We start from the raw sequence: 18,394 nt of genomic DNA on the forward strand, positions 1-18,394 counted from the left end.
TTGATTCCCGCCGCTTCCTTTTCAGGCAAACGCGTTTCGCTCTTCGGGCTTGGCGGCTCCGGAATCGCCACCGCGCATGCGCTGATCGCGGGCGGCGCCGAGGTGCTGGCCTGGGACGACAATCCTGAAAGTGTCGCCAGGGCAGCGGCCGCGGGCATTGCGACAGGTGACCTGCGCGCCGCCGACTGGCCGCGCTTCGCCGCTTTCGTGCTGTCGCCGGGGGTGCCGCTGACGCATCCGAAGCCGCATTGGACGGTGGAGCTCGCGCGCGGCGCCGGCGTCGAGGTGATCGGCGATATCGAGCTGTTCTGCCGCGAGCGGATCGCCCACGCGCCGGAAGCACCCTTCATCGCGATCACCGGTACCAACGGCAAGTCGACGACCACGGCGCTGACGGCGCATATATTGAAGTCGGCGGGACGCGACACGCAGATGGGCGGCAATATCGGCCGCGCAATCATGACGCTCGATCCGCCCGAACCGAAGCGGCACTATGTGGTGGAGTGCTCGTCCTACCAGATCGATCTTGCGCCCTCGATCAACCCGACCGCCGGCATCCTGCTCAACCTGACGCCCGATCATCTGGACCGGCACGGCACGATGGCGCATTACGCCTCGATCAAGGAAAGGCTGGTCGCCGGCTCGGACACCGCGATCGTCGGCGTCGACGATTCCTGGGGCGCCCAGATCGCCGACCGGCTCGAGCGGGCAGGGCGGCAGGTCATCCGCATTTCCAAGCGCCTGCCGCTTACCGACGGCTATTTCGCCGACGGCACCAATCTGATGGAAGCCGTGCACGGCCGCTACAGCCGCGTCGCCTTCCTCGAGGGCATCGGCTCGCTGCGTGGCCAGCACAATGCCCAGAACGCGCTGGCCGCCGTCGCCGCCTGCCTCAAGGTCGGGCTCGAGCTCGGCGAGATCCAGGCCGGGCTCGAGAGCTTCCCCGGACTGGCGCACCGCATGGAACAGGTCGGCCGCAAGGGTCATGTGCTGTTCGTCAACGATTCCAAGGCGACCAATGCCGACGCGGCTGCTCCCGCGCTGTCGAGCTTTGCCAACCGTATCTACTGGATCGCCGGCGGCCTGCCCAAGGAAGGCGGCATCGAGCCGTTGCGCGGCTTCTTCCCGCGCATCGCCAAGGCCTATCTGATCGGCGAGGCGGCGCCCGCCTTTGCGGCGACGCTCGGCGAGGCCGTGCCCTACGAGATATCAGGAACGCTGGCGGCGGCGGTCGAGCACGCCGCCCGCGACGCGGCAAACGACGCCGGCGGCGAGGCAGTGGTGCTGCTTTCGCCGGCTTGCGCCAGTTTCGACCAGTTCAAGAATTTCGAAGTTCGCGGCGAAGCCTTCAGGCAAGCTGCGACTGCTATTGATGGTGTGAAACCCATCGGAGGGCCACGTTGATGCAAAGCCGTCTCGACAAAAGTCCTGTCGCCACCTGGTGGTGGACCATCGATCGCTGGTTCCTGGCGGCGTTCCTGTCGCTGATGGGACTGGGCATCGTGTTGTCCTTTGCCGCCAGCCCCGCGGTGGCCGAACGCATCGGCCTCAGCAGCTTTCACTTCGCCACCAGGCAGATCATTTTCACCATCCCGGCGCTTGTCGTGATGCTGGCGGTCTCTTTTCTGCAGGCAAGGCAGATAAGGCGCATGTCGCTGGTGCTGATCTGTGTCATGCTGGTGCTGATGGTGGCGGTGCTCTACGTTGGCGTCGAGGTGAAGGGCGCGCGCCGCTGGGTGTCGCTTGCCGGCCTGTCCATCCAGCCGTCCGAGTTCCTCAAGCCGGCCTTCGTCATCATCTGCGCGTGGCTGTTTGCCGAGCACAAGCGCCAGCTCGACATCCCCGGCAATCTATTCGCCCTCCTGCTTCTGGTCCTTGTGGTTTCTCTTCTGGTCGCCCAGCCCGATCTTGGCCAGACCATGCTGGTCACCGGCACCTGGGGCGTTATGTTCTTCATGGCCGGCCTGCCGTGGCTGTGGATCATGGCCCTCGGCATCACTGGCGCGACTGGCCTGTTCGCCGCTTATACGGTGTTCCCGCACGTTGCCCTGCGCATCAACAAGTTCCTGACCGGCGAGGGCGATACGTTTCAGGTCGATATGGGGCGCGAGGCACTGATCAACGGCAGCTGGTTCGGCGTTGGGCCGGGCGAGGGAACCGTCAAGCGCATTGTTCCGGATGCTCATACCGACTTCGTGTTCTCGGTCGCGGGCGAGGAGTTCGGCCTGATCATGTGCTTCTTCATTATGTCGATCTTCGCCTTCATCGTGCTGCGCGGCTTGAGCATCGCGCTCAAGGAGCACGACGATTTCACCCGGTACGCGGTGGGCGGTCTCGTCACCATCTTCGGCTTGCAGTCGGCCATCAACATGTGCGTGAACCTGCAACTGATGCCCGCCAAGGGCATGACGCTGCCCTTCATCTCCTACGGCGGCTCCTCGCAGATCGCCATCGCCGTCTCGATGGGCATGGTGCTGGCATTGACGCGCAAGCGTCCGGAAAAGCGCAAGCAGATGGGCTTCGTCCTCGCGCAGCGCGCAATCCCGGCGGAATGAGGCGGGATGGCGAAGGGTGTCATCCTGCTTGCAGCCGGCGGAACGGGCGGACACCTGTTTCCGGCCGAGGCGCTCGCGCATGAGCTGATCGAACGCGGCTGGAAGGTGCATCTTGCCACCGACCGGCGCGCCGAGCGCTATTCCGGACAGTTTCCCGCCGCCGACATCCACGCGATCCCGTCGGCGACGCTGGGCTCGAAAAATCCGGTCGCCGTGATCTCGGCGTTCTGGAAGATCTGGCAGGGCGTGCGCGAAGCAAGCCGGATCATCGCCCGGATCAAACCGGAGGCGGTCGTCGGCTTCGGCGGCTATCCGACGCTGCCGCCGCTCTATGCGGCGACAAGGCGCAAGGTGCCCACGCTGATCCACGAGCAGAACGCCGTCATGGGCCGCGCCAACAAGGCGCTTGCCGGCCGCGTCGACGCGATTGCCGGCGGCTTCCTGCCGGAAGGCGCGAGCGCCGACGGTGCAAAGACGGTGACCACCGGCAATCCGGTCAGGCCGCAGGTGCTCGAGGCAGCGAAGACACCCTATGCAGCGTCGAAAGAGGGCGAGCCGTTGCGCTTGCTGGTGTTCGGCGGCAGCCAGGGCGCGCAGTTCTTTTCCGATGCGGTTCCCGCGGCGGTCGCGCTGCTGCCGCAAGACCTGCGCAAGCGGCTGGTGATCACGCAGCAGGCGCGCGCGGAGGATGTGGCGCGGGTGAAGGCGGCTTATGCCGAACTCGGCGTCGACGTCCAGGTCTCGCCCTTCTTTACCGACATGGCGGCGCGCATGGCGGCGTCGCATCTGGTGATGTCGCGCTCCGGCGCCTCCACGGTTTCGGAGATCGCGGTCATCGGCCGGCCGGCGCTGCTGGTTCCTTATCCGCACGCGCTCGACCACGACCAGGCGGCGAATGCAGCGGCCCTTGCAGCCGCCGGCGGCGCCGAGCTCCATCCGCAGTCGACGCTGTCGGCCGAACGGATTGCGCAACTGGTCGGCGGGCTGATGCAGGATCCGGATCGGCTGATGGCCATGGCCGCCGCGGCTCGTTCGGCAGGGAAACCGAACGCGGCGCGGTTGCTCGCCGATCTGACAGAGGCTATTGCGTCCGGCAAAACGGTTTCGGACTACAGGAGGACGCGCGCATGAAGATGCCGCAGACGATCGGCCTTGTGCATTTCATCGGCATCGGCGGCATCGGCATGAGCGGCATCGCCGAGGTGCTGCACAATCTCGGCTACAAGGTGCAGGGGTCCGACCAGGCCGACGGCGCCAATGTGCAGCGGCTGCGCGACAAGGGCATCGAATGCTTCGTCGGCCACAAGGCCGAGAATCTCGGCGATGCCGAAGTCGTCGTCGTTTCGACCGCGATCAAGAAATCCAACCCGGAACTGAAGGCCGCGCGGGAGAAGTTGCTTCCCATCGTGCGCCGGGCCGAGATGCTGGCCGAACTGATGCGCTTCCGCCAGGCGGTCGCCATCGGCGGCACACATGGCAAGACGACGACCACCTCGATGGTGGCAACGCTGCTCGAGGCCGGCGGGCTCGACCCAACCGTCATCAATGGCGGCATCATCAACGCCTATGGCACCAATGCGCGCATGGGTGATGGCGAGTGGATGGTGGTCGAAGCAGACGAAAGCGACGGCACCTTCCTGAAACTGCCGGCAGACATTGCCGTCGTCACCAATATCGATCCCGAGCATCTCGACCACTATGGCAGCTTCGACAAGGTGCGCGAAGCTTTTCGCCAGTTCGTGGAGAACGTGCCGTTCTACGGCTTCGGCGTGATGTGCACCGACCATCCGGAAGTGCAGGCGCTGGTCGGCCGTATCGAGGACCGGCGCGTCATCACTTATGGCGAGAACGCGCAGGCCGATGTTCGCTTCACCAACCATCGCATGCTGGGCGCGACCTCGGAATTCGACGTGGTGATCCGCGACCGCAAGGGGCGCGGCACCGCGACGATAACCGGCCTGCGCCTGCCCATGCCGGGCAAGCATAACGTCTCCAACGCGACGGCGGCGATCGCGGTCGCGCACGAACTCGGCTTGTCGGATGACGCGATCAAGAAGGGTCTGTCGTCCTTCGCCGGCGTCAAGCGGCGCTTCACACACACCGGCTCGTGGAACGGTGTCGAGGTGTTCGACGATTACGGCCACCACCCGGTGGAGATCGCGGCGGTGCTCAAGGCCGCGCGCAGCGCCACCAAAGGGCGCGTGATTGCCATCGCGCAACCGCATCGCTTCACCCGGCTGCACGACCTGTTCAACGAATTCTCCGTCTGCTTCAACGACGCGGATACGGTGATGGTGGCGCCGGTCTATGCGGCCGGCGAGGAGCCTATCGAAGGCGTGACCTCTGATGCGCTGGTTGCGCGCATCCGTTCCGGCGGCCATCGCGACGCGCGCTATATCGATGGCCCGGCGGCCATCGCGCCGGCCATTCGCGAGCTTGCCAAGCCCGGCGATTTCATCGTCTTCCTTGGCGCCGGCAACATCACGCAATGGGCTTACGCGCTGCCCAAGGAACTTGGCGGGACGCCCTCATGATGCGCGGCCAGGATCTCATCAACAAGCTCGGCGACAAGCTTTCGGGCCTGCGCGGCCGCATCACGCCGAACGCCGAGATGGACAAGATCACCTGGTTCCGCGCCGGCGGCCTGGCGGAGGCGCTATTCCAGCCGGCCGACGAGGAAGACCTTGCCGCCTTCCTGCGCGCGGTGCCGGAAGAGGTGCCGGTCATGGTGGTCGGCGTCGGCTCGAACCTCCTGGTGCGTGACGGCGGCATTGCCGGTTTCGTCATCAGGCTCTCGGCCAAGGGTTTTGGCGAGGCCGAGGCCACCGGACCGACGACGATCAAAGCAGGTGCTGCAACACCTGACAAACGTGTCGCCGCCGTGGCGCATGAAGCCGGCATCGGCGGCTTCCATTTCTACCACGGCATCCCCGGCGCCATTGGCGGCGCGCTGCGGATGAATGCGGGCGCCAACGGCGTCGAGACCCGGGAGCGGGTCGTCGAGGTGACGGCGCTGGACCGCAAGGGCAATCTCTACACGCTCAGCAATGCCGATATGGGTTATGCCTACCGCCACTCGTCCGCGCCTGCCGGGTTGATCTTCACTTCAGCCATCTTCGAAGGGTTTCCGGAAGACAAGGCGGCGATCAAGGCGGCGATGGATGCCGTGCAGAACCATCGCGAGACGGTGCAGCCGATCCGCGAGAAAACCGGCGGCTCGACCTTCAAGAATCCGGAAGGCACCTCGGCCTGGAAGGAAATCGACAAGGCCGGCTGCCGCGGGCTGATGATCGGCGGCGCGCAGATGTCGCCGATGCATTGCAACTTCATGATCAACACCGGCACCGCGACCGGCTATGACCTCGAATATCTTGGCGAGACGGTGCGCGCGCGCGTGCTCGAGAATTCCGGCATCCGGCTGCACTGGGAGATCAAGCGTCTCGGCAATTTCCGGCCCGGACATGAGGTGCAGGAGTTCCTCGGGCAGCTCCTCTAGCGCCTGTTGAAGTTCATGTGATGCTTGAACTTCCGCGCCTCGCGGCGGCGTCAACCGTTGCTGCGAAGACTCAACAACACATTTTCTCGACTGTTTTCGCGGAAAGTGAATCTCTCGGAATCATAGGCACTTGCCAGCGAATCAACTCTCTGATTCTCTGCCCTGAAGCGTTTCCTGATTTGAGTCGTTCGACGCGTTCAGTCGCGTTTTCCGTCTGGGGGGGCAACCTGCCGGAAGACTCGGACTCAATGCTCGGGAATGTGGTGCGGGAATATCGGTTGCAGGCCCGGCGTGAGAGGGGTGACGGGAATGAAGAAGAAGCATGTGGCTGTTCTCCTGGGGGGATTTTCCTCGGAGCGGCCCGTGTCTCTGTCCTCGGGGAAGGCGTGTGCGGATGCGCTCGAGACTGAAGGCTATCAGGTCACCCGCGTCGATGTTTCGCGCGATGTCGGGTCTGTGCTTGCCGAGCTCAAGCCCGATGTTGCCTTCAATGCGCTGCATGGCCCGTTTGGCGAGGACGGCACCATCCAGGGAATTCTCGAATATCTCGCAATCCCCTACACCCACTCGGGCGTGCTCGCTTCGGCGCTGGCCATGAACAAGGAGCAGGCCAAGAAAGTCGCCAAGGCGGCCGGCATTCCGGTCGCGGAATCCAAGGTGGTCAATCGCTTCGCCGTCAAGGATGTGCACCCGATGAAGCCGCCTTATGTGGTCAAGCCGGTCAATGAGGGGTCGAGCTTCGGCGTCGTCATTGTGCATGAGGGGCAGTCGCATCCGCCGCAGGTGATCGGCTCAACTGAGTGGCAATATGGCGAGACCGTCATGGTCGAGCGCTACGTCCATGGACGCGAATTGACCTGCGCGGTGATGGGCGATGTGGCGCTCGGCGTCTGCGAGATCATTCCGACCGGGCATTCCTTCTACGACTACGACTCAAAATACGTGCCTGGCGGATCAAAACACGAAATCCCTGCTAAAATTTCACCGAATATTTACCAAAAAATACAGACACTGGCCCTCAAGGCTCATCTTGCCATTGGTTGCCGGGGCGTCTCCCGATCGGACTTCCGTTACGACGACCGTCACTCCGAAAACGGCGAGGTTGTCTGGCTCGAGGTCAACACTCAGCCGGGCATGACGCCGACGTCTCTGGTGCCCGAAATCGCCGCGCAAGCGGGGCACTCGTTCGGCGATTTGTTGAGTTGGATGGTGGAGGACGCTTCGTGTCTGCGTTGAGGTGGGGACAGGGTAATGGCGGCAATGCGGCTGGTCCCGCGCTGTTCGGCGTGCCGCTGTCATTCGACCGTTTCGTCTTGCCGCGTCAGCTTCGCCGGCCGGTGCGTGTGCTGGCGCGCCTGTGTGGCGGCGAGTACGAGGCGCCGCGCTTTTCGGCGACGATCCTTTCCGCTGCGCTCATCGCGTCGAGCAGCGCCTATGGCGCTTTTCTCGGCGGCTACTCCGACAGCGTCGTGCAGGGCATCACGGCCCGCACCGGCTTTGCCGTCGACCAGATCAAAGTGGTCGGCAACCGTCAGACGTCCGAAATCGACGTGCTCGACCGGCTCGGCCTCGACGGCTGGACCTCGCTGATCGGCTTCGATGCCGAGGCCGCGCGCGAGCGCATCGCGACGCTGCCCTGGGTCGAGGGCGCGGCGGTGCGCAAGATCTACCCTCATACGCTGGAAGTGCGAATCGAGGAGCGCGAGCCCTTCGCGCTCTGGCAGCAGGGCACATCGGTTTCAGTGATCGAGCGGTCCGGCGAGGTGATCGCGCCGTTCTCGGGCGGCAAGCAGGCGCTGCTCCCTCTGATCATCGGCGCGGGCGCGCCGGCGATGGCGCCGGCCTTCCTCGCCAAGATCGAGCGCTATCCCGAGCTTGCGGCGCGGATCAAAGGTTATATCCGTGTCGGCGAGCGCCGCTGGGACCTGAGGCTTGAGAACGGCATCACGATCAAGCTGCCCGAAGACGACGAGGACCAAGCGATCGCCGAGCTCGTCAAGATCGACCATGACAACGGGCTTTTGACGCGCGACATCGCCGCCGTCGACATGCGGCTCCCCGACCGGCTGGTCGTGGAGCTTTCGCCGGAGGCGGCCACGCAGCGCGAAGCCGCGCTCAGCGACAAGCCGAAGAACCTGGCCAAGCGCAAGGCGGAGACGAAGATATGAGCTGGCTTGGCGGCGGCGGTGATCAATCTTCGCGCCGGTCGGGCACGCTCACGGTGCTCGACGTCGGCTCCAGCAAGGTTTGCTGCGTTGTGGCGAAGCTGAAGCCCAACGAGGACGGCAAGCTGCTGCGCGGGCGATCGCATCGTATCCAGGTGATCGGCATCGGCCACCAGAAGTCGCAGGGCGTGAAATCCGGCGTGGTGGTGGATCTCGATCGCGCCGAGCATGCCATCAGGCTTGCCGTCGACGCGGCCGAGCGTATGGCCGGGCTCACGGTCGATTCCCTCATCGTCAACATGACGGCGGGCCGGCTGAAGAGCGAGGCCTTCTCGGCGACCATCAATCTCGGCGGTCATCAGGTCGAGGAAGTCGATATCAAGCGCGTGCTCGCCGCCGGCGCCAAGCAGGCGCTGAGAGCCGAGCGCGAGGTGATCCATTCGCTGCCCGTCGGCTTCTCGCTCGACGGTGAGCGCGGCATGCGCGACCCGCGCGGCATGGTGGGCGATGCGCTTGGTGTCGACATGCATGTGCTGACGGGCGACGCGGCGCCGATGCGCAATCTCGAGCTTTGCATCAACCGCTCGCATCTGTCGGTCGAGCGCATGGTGGCGACGCCCTATGCCAGCGGGCTTGCCTCGCTGGTCGACGACGAACTCGAAATGGGGGCCGCCTGCATCGACATGGGCGGCGGCACGACGACCATCTCGGTCTTCTCGGAAGGCAAGTTCATCCATGGCGACGCCATTGCCATCGGCGGCAACCATGTGACGCTCGACATGGCCAAGGGCCTGTCGACTTCGCTCGATGCGGCGGAGCGGCTGAAGGTGATGCATGGCTCGGCGCTGCCCGGCAGCGCCGACGACCGCGACCTCGTCTCGATCCAGCCGATCGGCGAGGAAGGCGATGTGCCGTCGCAGATACCGCGCTCGGTGATGACGCGCATCATCCGTGCGCGCATCGACGAAACGCTCGAGCTTTTGCGCGACCGGCTGAACAAGTCCGGCTACGGCAATGCCGTGGGAAAGCGCGTCGTGCTTACCGGAGGCGCCAGCCAACTCGCCGGCCTGCCGGAAGCGGCGCGCCGCATTCTCGGGCGCAATGTGCGCATCGGCCGTCCGCTCGGCGTAGCGGGCCTGCCGGAGGCGGCCAAGGGACCAGCGTTCTCGACCCCGGTCGGATTGATGATCTACCCGCAGATGGCGAGCTTCGAGAGCCATTCGGCGAAAGGACTTTCCGGTTTCAGGATGACCGGAACGGGCGGAAGACTGCATCGCATGAGTCAGTGGTTGAGAGACAGTTTTTAATTTGACGGGGACAGCCCCATAGGCGGCCGCAGCGGCGAAGCGGCGGGAAAGGCAAAGGACGGAGACAATGACCATCAATCTGCAAAAGCCGGACATCACCGAGCTTAAGCCACGCATCACCGTCTTCGGTGTCGGCGGCGGCGGCGGCAATGCGGTCAACAACATGATCACAGCCGGGCTGCGCGGCGTCGAGTTCGTGGTGGCCAATACGGACGCCCAGGCGCTGACCATGTCGAAGGCCGAGCGGTTGATCCAGCTCGGCGCGCATGTCACCGAAGGCCTCGGCGCCGGCTCTCAGCCGGAAGTCGGTCGCGCGGCGGCGGAAGAGTGCATCGACGAGATCATCGATCATCTGTCCAACACCCATATGTGCTTCGTCACCGCCGGCATGGGCGGCGGCACCGGCACGGGCGCCGCTCCGGTCGTTGCCCGCGCGGCGCGCGAGAAGGGCATCCTCACCGTTGGCGTCGTCACCAAGCCGTTCCACTTCGAGGGCCAGCGCCGCATGAAGACGGCCGACATGGGCATCGAGGAACTGCAGAAATGCGTCGACACCCTGATCGTCATCCCCAACCAGAACCTGTTCCGGCTGGCCAATGACAAGACCACCTTCGCCGATGCCTTCGCCATGGCCGACCAGGTGCTCTATTCGGGCGTCGCCTGCATCACCGACCTGATGGTCAAGGAAGGCCTGATCAATCTCGACTTCGCCGACGTGCGCTCGGTTATGCGCGAGATGGGCAAGGCGATGATGGGCACCGGCGAAGCTTCGGGCGAGGGTCGCGCGATGGCCGCCGCGGAAGCCGCGATCGCCAACCCGCTGCTCGACGAGACCTCGATGAAGGGCGCCAAGGGCCTGCTGATCTCGATCACCGGCGGCCGCGACCTCACGCTGTTCGAGGTGGACGAGGCCGCGACCCGCATCCGCGAGGAGGTCGACCAGGACGCCAACATCATCCTGGGCGCTACCTTCGACGAGGAACTGGAGGGCGTGATCCGCGTGTCGGTCGTCGCCACCGGCATCGACAAGTCGGCCGCCGAAATCGCCGCGGCGCCGATCTCGATCCGCGCGCCGCAGAAGCCGGCCGCCCGCCCGGCGGCGGCTCCGGTCGCTGAAATCCGCCCCGCTCCGGTTCAGCCGCAGGCCTACGAGCCGCGCGCGGTCGACCCGGTCGCCGAGGCGATCCAGCTTGCCGAGGCAAACGCAGCCGCCATGGCGCAGCCGCGCCCCGCGCCGGTCGACGACTTCCGGCCGCAGAGCAAGATCTTCCAGGCTCCGCCGGCCCAGCCGCAACCGCAGCCGCAGCCGGTGATGCAGCCGCAGGTCATGCAGCAGCCCGCGCCGCAGCGCGAGATGCCGCAGCCAGTGGCCGCCGCTCCGCAGCGCATGCCGCGCGTGGAGGATTTTCCGCCGGTGGTGAGGGCTGAGGTCGAAGCCAAGACCCGCCCGGCGGACCATGAGAACAGCGGTCCGATGGGGCTGATCAAGCGGCTGACCAACGGCCTGACCCGCCGCGAGGAAGAGCCGGCCCGGCTCCAGCCGGCGCAGCCGCGCGAACCGAAGCTGCGCCAGGCCGCGCCCGAAATGCGCCGTCTCGCCAGCCAGGATCCGCAGCTCTACGCGCCGCGCCGCGGCCAGCTCGACGACCAGGGCCGGCTGACTCCGCAGGCCCGCACGGTCCAGGAAGACGACCAGCTGGAGATTCCGGCCTTCCTGCGCCGCCAGGCCAACTGACCGATACGGCGGACCGCCGATCATGATACGGCGGACCGCCAATCGTTAACGATATATAACGCTTGTTAACAGGCAGACGAGAAATCGTCTGCCTGTTGGTTTTGCAAAGTCTTTCAAAAACAATGGCTTACGATTTATTTTTGACGCAATCCGGTGGTTACACGGGGTAAGAAACCGTGATTTGGAGTCTCCTGGGCGGGCCATTATCTTCGCCACGGACTAAAGTCGGTTTGCCGGGATTCGGGGAGTAGCCCTGCCTGCCGATCACACAGAGCCGCATGCTCTTGCTTATTTTGCCGCATTCCATGCGAAGCGCCAGACCGTTCATCTGGCTGCAAGATACCCAAGGCCGATGAGCGGACGCAGGCATTTGGGGCTATGGGGTTACTCTTGCACGACTATCAGACGACAGTGAAATCGCGCGCGACGCTGGCTGGCATCGGCGTCCATAGCGGCAAGACCGTCACCGTTCATTTCCTGCCGGCCGACGCCGATACGGGTATTGTCTTCCATCTTTCGAACGGTAGCGAAACCCGTGAGCTCCGCGCCCTGGTCGCGGAAGTCGGCGCCACCGATCTTTGCACCATGCTCGGCGATCCGGCCGGCGCGCATATCGGCACCGTCGAGCATCTGATGGCCACGGTGTTCGGCCTCGGCATCGACAATCTCATCATCGAGATCGACGGCTCGGAAGTGCCCATTCTCGACGGTAGCGCCATGGCGTTCGTCGAAGCCTTCGACCAGGCGGGTATCGAGACACTGGCGGTCAAGCGCCGCTATATCCGTGTGGTCAAGCCGGTGCGCGTGGAAGCCGGCGCATCCTGGGCGGAATTCCGTCCCTATGACGGCACGCGGTTCGAGGTCGAGATCGATTTCGAGAGCCCGGCGATCGGCCGCCAGCAATTCGCTTCCGACATCAACCCCGATATCTTCCGCCGCGACATCGCGCGTGCCCGCACCTTTGGCTTCATGAAGGACGTCGAGAGGCTTTGGGCTGCCGGCTACGCGCTCGGCTCGTCGCTGGAAAACTCCCTGGTCATCGGCGACGACAACCGCGTCATCAATGTCGGCGGGTTGCGCTATCCCAATGAGTTCGCCCGCCACAAGACGCTCGATGCCATGGGCGATCTGGCGCTGGCCGGCGCGCGCTTCATCGGCTGCTTCCGCTCCTATCGCGGCGGTCACCGGATGAACGCGTCCGCGTTGCGCAGGCTGCTTTCCGACCACTCGGCCTTCGAGATCGTCGAGACCCGGCGCCGCGAGCGTGGCCGCGTGGCCGAGATGATTGCCGTCAGCCGGCCGGTCTACGCACCCTGGGTGATCTGATTTTTAACCGTTTTCTGGCTTTGTAGTCAGGCTGTGTTGCGCGATTGCATCACGAATCGCTGAAATTGCACAACCTCGATCATAGCGCCGGGCCGCCACAAAAATGTGCGATTGGCCGGACATAGCGTTGCCGGGCAAGGGGATAATGGTTTATGGCTTCGGCCCGGACCGAAACGACGCCGAAGGGGCGGAATCCAAACATGTTTTTTTCGCGAGTTGGTCAATCGGTAACGCCGCGTCGGGGTGTTTTGCTGGCGCTGTCGGTGGTTGCTCCCGCGCTCGTGCTGTCGGCCTGCATGTCCTCCGAGAAGGACGTCAACCTGGCGACCTATGTCGATCAGACCGAGCCGGCCGACGTCCTCTACAACCAGGGCCTGGCCAACATGAATGCCGGGCGCCTCGACGAGGCGAGCAAGAAATTCGACGCGGTCGACCGCCAGCATCCCTATTCGGAGTTCGCCCGCAAATCGATGGTGATGGGCGCTTTCGCCGATTATCGCGCCGGCAATTACGACGAGGCGATCGGCACCGCGAAGCGCTATCTGACGCTTTATCCCTCGACCGACGATGCGGCTTACGCGCAATACATCATCGGTTTGAGCTACTATCGGCAGATCAAGGACGTCACCCAGGATCAGAAGGAAGCGCGCCAGACCATCCAGACCATGCAGGATCTGGTGACGCGCTGGCCGAACTCCGAATATGTCGCCGACGCCAAGGACAAGATCCGCTTCGCCAACGACCAGCTTGCCGGCAAGGAGATGCAGGTTGGCCGCTACTATCTCGAGCGCCGTGAATACATCGCCGCCGTGAAGCGCTTCCGCACCGTGGTCGAGAATTATTCCAACACCCGCCATGTCGAAGAGGCGCTCGCGCGCCTGACCGAGTCCTATTATGCCATGGGCCTGACCTCGGAAGCGCAGACGGCCGCGGCGGTGCTCGGCACCAACTATCCGGACAGCCAGTGGTACAAGGATTCCTACAAGCTCCTGCAGAGCAACGGGCTTGAGCCGCGCGAGAATGCCGGATCGTGGATCTCCAAGGCCGGGAAGTTGATCACCGGCGCCTGAAGCTTGCGATGCTGTCCAGACTGTCGATCCGCGATATCGTCCTGATCGAGAAGCTGGACATCGACTTCCTGCCCGGGCTTTCGGTGCTGACTGGCGAAACCGGCGCCGGCAAATCCATCCTGCTCGATGCCTTGTCGCTGGCGCTCGGCGCGCGCGGCGACGCCTCGCTCGTGCGCCATGGCGCGGCGCAGGGCCAGGTCATCGCGGTGTTCGACGTGCCGCGCAACCATCCGGCCCGCGCGCTGCTCGCCGAAAACGACATCGAGGACGATGGCGACATCATCCTGCGCCGTGTGCAGACGGCCGACGGCCGCACCCGCGTCTTCGTCAACGACCAGCCTTCCAGCGTCACGCTGATGCGCGATGTCGGCCGCGCGCTGGTCGAGATCCATGGCCAGCATGACGAGCGTGCCCTGGTCGATCCCGGCGCGCATCGCGAATTGCTCGACAGTTTCGGCGGCCATCTGGGCGCGGTGCGCGGCACGGGCGAAGCCTGGCGTTACTGGCGAAACTGCGAGCAGGAGCTTTCCCGGCATCGCGCCAAGGTCGAGGCGGCGGCGCGCGAGGCCGATTATCTGCGCGCTTCCGCCGCCGAGCTTACCAAGCTCGATCCGCAGCCGGGCGAGGAGACTGAGCTTGCCGAACTGCGCGCGCAGATGATGCGCGTCGAGAAGATCGCCGCTGAAATCCATGACGCGCAGGATGTGCTGTCGGGGCCATCCTCGCCCTTGCCGCAACTCGCCAGCCTGTTGCGCCGGCTGCAGCGCAAGTCGGGCGAGGCGCCGGGCCTGCTCGACGATGTGGTGAAGTCGCTGGACGAGGCGATGATCTCGCTCGATGCGGCGCAGTCCGGCGTGGAAACTGCGCTTCGCGCGACCGAATATGATCCGCAACGCCTGGAGAAAGCGGAGGAGCGCTTGTTTGCGCTGCGCGCCGCTTCGCGCAAGCACAATGTCGCAGTGGACGACCTGGCGCAGCTGCGCGACACGATGGTGGCCGATCTTGCCGATCTCGATGCCGGCGAGGAGCGGCTGCATGCGCTGGAGAAGCAGGCGGCCGCGGGGCGCGAGGCCTACGATATTTCCGCGGCGCAGCTTTCCTCGCTGCGTCATGCCGCGGCGACGGGCCTGACCAAGGCCGTGATGGCCGAATTGCCGGCGCTGAAGCTCGAGCGGGCCGAGTTCATCGTCGAGATGGGAAGCGATGCCGAAAGCCGCATGGAAGAAGGCATCGACCAGGTCGAATTCTGGGTGCGGACCAATCCGGGCACCAGGCCGGGGCCGATGATGAAGGTCGCTTCCGGCGGTGAGCTGTCGCGCTTCCTGCTGGCTTTGAAGGTGGCGCTTGCCGATCGCGGCTCGGCGCCGACCCTGGTTTTCGACGAAATCGACACCGGCGTCGGCGGCGCCGTGGCCGACGCCATCGGCCAGCGGCTGGCGCGGTTGTCGAAGCGCGTGCAGGTGCTTTCTGTCACGCATGCGCCGCAGGTGGCCGCGCGGGCGGCCACGCATTTCCTGATCTCCAAATCCGGCGGCAAGGACCGTGTCGCCACCGGCATTGCCGAAATGGACCGCGCCGCGCGCCAGGAAGAGATCGCGCGCATGCTGGCGGGCGCCGTCATCACCGACGAGGCGCGCGCCGCTGCCGAACGGTTGCTGCGCGAGAACACGGCCGCCGCCTAAGATTCCTGGTCGCTGGCAGGTTGAGTCAGCAGATGGCTGCATCTTGCTGTTCGGGAATGATTTTTGCGTAAGGCGACTCCATGCCGGCGAATCCTGATTTATAGTGGCCCGCCATAATTCGAGGACCGCGTTTCATGTCGGAAAAACCAGTCGAATCGCTGAGCGAAGGCGAGGCCGCGGAGGAGCTCAAGCGGCTCGCGGCGGAGATCGCCGAGCACGACCGGCGTTATCACACCGAGGACGCGCCGACGATCTCCGACGCCGAATATGACGCGCTGGCACGGCGCAACCTTGCCATCGAAGAGCGTTTCCCCGATCTCGTTCGCGAGGATTCGCCGTCGCGCCGGGTCGGCGCGCCGCCGGCCGAAGGCTTTGCGAAGGTGCGGCACGCGGTGCCGATGCTCAGCCTCGCCAAGGCCTATACCGACCAGGATGTCGCCGATTTCATCGAACGCGGAAGGCGCTTCTTCGACCGCGACAAGGATCTCGACATCGCCTTCACCGCTGAGCCGAAGATCGACGGCCTGTCGGCCTCGCTGCGCTACGAGAACGGCGTGTTCGTGCAGGGCGCGACGCGCGGCGACGGCGCCATCGGCGAGGACATCACCGCCAATCTGAAGACCATTGCCGACATCCCGAAGAAGCTGCAGGGCTCGGGCTGGCCGGAGGTCATCGAGATCCGCGGCGAGGTCTATATGACCTATGCCGAATTCGAGGCGCTGAAGCAGCGCTCGGCGGCTACAGGCGGCCAGGATTACGTCAATCCGCGCAACACGGCGGCCGGATCGCTGCGCCAGAAGGACCCGTCGGTCACCGCAAGCCGCAATCTGAAATTCTTCGCCTATGCCTGGGGCTACACCACCGCCGATCCGGCTCCGACCCAGTACGATTCCGTGCAGAAGTTCAAGGAGTGGGGCTTCAAGGTCAGCCCGCTGATGGTGCGGGCGAAGTCCAAAGACGAACTCATCGCGCACTACCACCGGATCGAGGAGCAGCGTTCCTCGCTCGGTTACGACATAGACGGCGTGGTCTACAAGGTCGACCAGCTTGAGCTGCAGCGCCGCTGGGGTTTCGTCACCGGCGAGCCGCGCTGGGCGGTCGCGCACAAGTTCCCGGCCGAGCAGGCGATGACCACGGTCGAGAAGATCGACATCCAGGTCGGGCGCACCGGCACGCTGGCGCCGGTGGCGCGGCTGGCGCCGGTCACGGTCGGCGGCGTGGTGGTCGAGAACGTCACGCTGCACAACGAGGACTATATCAAGGGCTTCGACAGCAACGGCCAGCCAATCCGCGACGGCATCGACGTGCGCATCGGCGACACGGTGGTGATCCAGCGGGCAGGGGATGTCATCCCGCAGATCGTCAGCGTCGTCATCGACAAGCGGCCGGCCAATGCCGTGCCTTACGAATTCCCGCATACCTGCCCGGTCTGCGGTTCGCCGGCGACGCGCGAGATCAACGAGAAGACGGGCAAGGAGGATTCGCGCCGGCGCTGTACCGGCGAGCTGATCTGCGCCGCCCAGGCGGTGGAAAGACTGCGCCATTTCGTGTCGCGGGGCGCGATGGATATCGAAGGGCTGGGCGCGGAAAATATCGACCTCTTCTTCAATGCGGGGCTGGTGAAGACCGCGGCCGACATCTTTACGCTGAAGGATCGCCGCCCGGCCGTCACCAGGGCGCTGGCCGAGCGGCGCGAGGAGCAGGCGCGGCTGCGCGAGGAAGCCTCGGGCAAGACACGCAAGAATGTGCGCAGCGTCGAGGAGCGCAACTATGAAGGACTCGACAAGCTCTTCGCAGCGATCGACGCGCGGCGCGAGCCGGAGCTCGACCGCTTCATCTTCGCGCTCGGCATCCGTCATATCGGCGAAACGACGGCGGCCGTGCTTGCCCGTCAGTTCTCGACCATCGAGGAACTGATCCGCGTGGGCAAGGAGACGGCAAAGGCGGAGGATCCGCACAGCGTCTTCCCATCGATCAACGGCATCGGCGACACGGTGATCAATGCGCTGCGCGACTTCTTCGGCAATGAGCGCAATGACGACGTGCTGGATGCGTTGCTCGCGCAGGTCCACCCGAAACCCTATGTCATGGAAATCTCGGCCGGCAGCGAAGTCTCCGGCAAGACGGTGGTGTTCACCGGCTCGCTGGAAAAGATGACGCGCTCGGAAGCCAAGGCGATGGCCGAGCGGCTCGGCGCCAAGGTGGCGGGCTCGGTTTCGGCCAAGACCGATCTGGTGGTGGCAGGTCCCGGCGCCGGCTCGAAGCTGAAAGTCGCGAGCGATCTCGGCATCGAGGTCATCGACGAGGATACCTGGCTGCAACGCATCGGCAGGAGCGGCTGATGGCCGGCGCGTTCAAGGGTTTCGGACAGAAGGCCATCCCGTTCCTCAAGGCGCTCGATTTCCACCAGAGCCGGGAATGGTTCCAGGAGAACCGCGACCTCTTCGACAGCGAGCTGCACGGGCCGTTCTGCGATCTCGTCGAGACGCTCAGCGAGCGCTTCGAGTCGGCGAAACTAGGCTTGCGTGGCGATCGCAAGAAATCGCTGTTCCGGATCAATCGCGACGTGCGCTTCTCGAAGGACAAGCGGCCCTACAACCGGCACCTGTCGGCGATCCTGTCGCCTGACTGCACCAAGATGGAGCAGGGCGTCTTCTACGTGCATATCGGGCTCGAGCGCTGCTTTGCCGGCGTCGCCTGGTGGCAGCCGGCACCCGAACTGCTGCAGGCCATGCGCAAGGCGATCGTGGCCAAGCCGGCCGCGTTCCGCGCCATGGTCTCGTCGCTCAAGAAGGCCGGGCTGGAACTCGATGCCGAAGATCGCCTGAAGCGGGCGCCGCGCGGCTTCGAGGACGTCGCCGACGAGGATCTCGCCCAGGCGGTGCGGAGCCGGCATTTCGTGGTCCGGCACGACATCGATCCGGCGACGATCCATTCGCCGGCGCTGGTCGACGATCTCGTCGACTTCACGGTTGGCGCCAAGCCGTTGCTCGACTGGGGCAGGGCGATCCAGGGCACAGCCGTGGCGGCCTGACGCCGCCGCGGATCAGGCCGGTCG

At 65.0% G+C, this 18,394-nt stretch carries 14 protein-coding genes; all 14 read left to right on the top strand.

What is annotated here, in order from left to right:
• The 14 genes from murD to DPM35_RS10260 all read left to right on the top strand — a co-directional run bounded on the left by murD (nt 1) and on the right by DPM35_RS10260 (nt 18,370).
• Nucleotides 1–1,404, top strand: coding sequence for a UDP-N-acetylmuramoyl-L-alanine--D-glutamate ligase (murD, locus tag DPM35_RS10195; RefSeq protein WP_112127194.1), 1,404 nt, complete (start codon nt 1–3; stop codon nt 1,402–1,404).
• The gene (ftsW, locus tag DPM35_RS10200; RefSeq protein ID WP_112127195.1) at nt 1,404–2,555 is read left to right on the top strand and encodes a putative lipid II flippase FtsW; all 1,152 of its coding nucleotides are present in this window, start codon (nt 1,404–1,406) and stop codon (nt 2,553–2,555) included. The genes murD and ftsW overlap by 1 nt, the downstream gene beginning before the upstream one ends.
• A 6-nt stretch (nt 2,556–2,561) precedes the next feature.
• On the top strand, nt 2,562–3,686 hold the full coding sequence (gene murG / locus DPM35_RS10205) for an undecaprenyldiphospho-muramoylpentapeptide beta-N-acetylglucosaminyltransferase (protein WP_112127196.1): 1,125 nt from the start codon (nt 2,562–2,564) through the stop codon (nt 3,684–3,686).
• Entirely contained in the window at nt 3,683–5,089 is a 1,407-nt protein-coding gene (murC, locus tag DPM35_RS10210; protein ID WP_112127197.1) for a UDP-N-acetylmuramate--L-alanine ligase, read from the top strand. Before murG ends, murC begins: the two co-directional genes overlap by 4 nt.
• Nucleotides 5,086–6,051 carry a UDP-N-acetylmuramate dehydrogenase gene (murB, locus tag DPM35_RS10215; protein WP_112127198.1) on the top strand — a complete coding sequence of 322 codons (966 nt, stop codon included), beginning with the start codon at nt 5,086–5,088 and terminating at the stop codon, nt 6,049–6,051. The genes murC and murB overlap by 4 nt, the downstream gene beginning before the upstream one ends.
• A 309-nt stretch (nt 6,052–6,360) precedes the next feature.
• Nucleotides 6,361–7,287, top strand: a complete 927-nt coding sequence (locus tag DPM35_RS10220; protein WP_112127199.1) for a D-alanine--D-alanine ligase — start codon at nt 6,361–6,363, stop codon at nt 7,285–7,287.
• Nucleotides 7,275–8,219, top strand: coding sequence for a cell division protein FtsQ/DivIB (locus tag DPM35_RS10225; RefSeq protein WP_112127200.1), 945 nt, complete (start codon nt 7,275–7,277; stop codon nt 8,217–8,219). Before DPM35_RS10220 ends, DPM35_RS10225 begins: the two co-directional genes overlap by 13 nt.
• Nucleotides 8,216–9,523: a cell division protein FtsA gene (gene ftsA / locus DPM35_RS10230; RefSeq protein WP_112127201.1), complete on the top strand. Its 1,308-nt coding sequence runs from the start codon at nt 8,216–8,218 to the stop codon at nt 9,521–9,523. Before DPM35_RS10225 ends, ftsA begins: the two co-directional genes overlap by 4 nt.
• 67 nt (nt 9,524–9,590) lie before the next feature.
• Entirely contained in the window at nt 9,591–11,258 is a 1,668-nt protein-coding gene (gene ftsZ, locus DPM35_RS10235) for a cell division protein FtsZ (RefSeq protein ID WP_095815643.1), read from the top strand.
• 378 nt (nt 11,259–11,636) lie between these two features.
• A complete protein-coding gene (gene lpxC / locus DPM35_RS10240) occupies nt 11,637–12,584 on the top strand; it encodes a UDP-3-O-acyl-N-acetylglucosamine deacetylase (protein ID WP_112127202.1) in 948 nt (315 codons plus the stop codon).
• Nucleotides 12,585–12,784: 200 nt separating this feature from the next.
• Nucleotides 12,785–13,654 carry an outer membrane protein assembly factor BamD gene (locus DPM35_RS10245; protein WP_112127203.1) on the top strand — a complete coding sequence of 290 codons (870 nt, stop codon included), beginning with the start codon at nt 12,785–12,787 and terminating at the stop codon, nt 13,652–13,654.
• A gap of 8 nt (nt 13,655–13,662) precedes the next feature.
• Complete coding sequence (gene recN / locus DPM35_RS10250; RefSeq protein ID WP_112127204.1) at nt 13,663–15,336, top strand: DNA repair protein RecN; 1,674 nt, start codon at nt 13,663–13,665, stop codon at nt 15,334–15,336.
• 134 nt (nt 15,337–15,470) lie between these two features.
• Nucleotides 15,471–17,678 (top strand): NAD-dependent DNA ligase LigA, encoded by a 2,208-nt coding sequence (gene ligA / locus DPM35_RS10255; RefSeq protein ID WP_112127205.1) that lies wholly within the window; start codon nt 15,471–15,473, stop codon nt 17,676–17,678.
• Entirely contained in the window at nt 17,678–18,370 is a 693-nt protein-coding gene (locus tag DPM35_RS10260; protein ID WP_112127206.1) for a DUF2461 domain-containing protein, read from the top strand. The genes ligA and DPM35_RS10260 overlap by 1 nt, the downstream gene beginning before the upstream one ends.
• Nucleotides 18,371–18,394 lie beyond the last annotated feature (24 nt).

Source organism: Mesorhizobium atlanticum, assembly GCF_003289965.1.
GTDB classification, from domain to species: domain Bacteria; phylum Pseudomonadota; class Alphaproteobacteria; order Rhizobiales; family Rhizobiaceae; genus Mesorhizobium; species Mesorhizobium atlanticum.

Bases quoted from the DNA above. Each gene is read 5' to 3' on its own strand.
- recN (WP_112127204.1), top strand. From the start codon at position 13,663: ATGCTGTCCAGACTGTCGATCCGCGATATCGTCCTGATCGAGAAGCTG.
- DPM35_RS10220 (WP_112127199.1), top strand. From the start codon at position 6,361: ATGAAGAAGAAGCATGTGGCTGTTCTCCTGGGGGGATTTTCCTCGGAG.
- ftsW (WP_112127195.1), top strand. From the start codon at position 1,404: ATGCAAAGCCGTCTCGACAAAAGTCCTGTCGCCACCTGGTGGTGGACC.
- lpxC (WP_112127202.1), top strand. From the start codon at position 11,637: ATGGGGTTACTCTTGCACGACTATCAGACGACAGTGAAATCGCGCGCG.
- murB (WP_112127198.1), top strand. From the start codon at position 5,086: ATGATGCGCGGCCAGGATCTCATCAACAAGCTCGGCGACAAGCTTTCG.
- DPM35_RS10260 (WP_112127206.1), top strand. From the start codon at position 17,678: ATGGCCGGCGCGTTCAAGGGTTTCGGACAGAAGGCCATCCCGTTCCTC.
- murC (WP_112127197.1), top strand. From the start codon at position 3,683: ATGAAGATGCCGCAGACGATCGGCCTTGTGCATTTCATCGGCATCGGC.
- murG (WP_112127196.1), top strand. From the start codon at position 2,562: ATGGCGAAGGGTGTCATCCTGCTTGCAGCCGGCGGAACGGGCGGACAC.
- ligA (WP_112127205.1), top strand. From the start codon at position 15,471: ATGTCGGAAAAACCAGTCGAATCGCTGAGCGAAGGCGAGGCCGCGGAG.
- ftsZ (WP_095815643.1), top strand. From the start codon at position 9,591: ATGACCATCAATCTGCAAAAGCCGGACATCACCGAGCTTAAGCCACGC.
- ftsA (WP_112127201.1), top strand. From the start codon at position 8,216: ATGAGCTGGCTTGGCGGCGGCGGTGATCAATCTTCGCGCCGGTCGGGC.
- DPM35_RS10245 (WP_112127203.1), top strand. From the start codon at position 12,785: ATGTTTTTTTCGCGAGTTGGTCAATCGGTAACGCCGCGTCGGGGTGTT.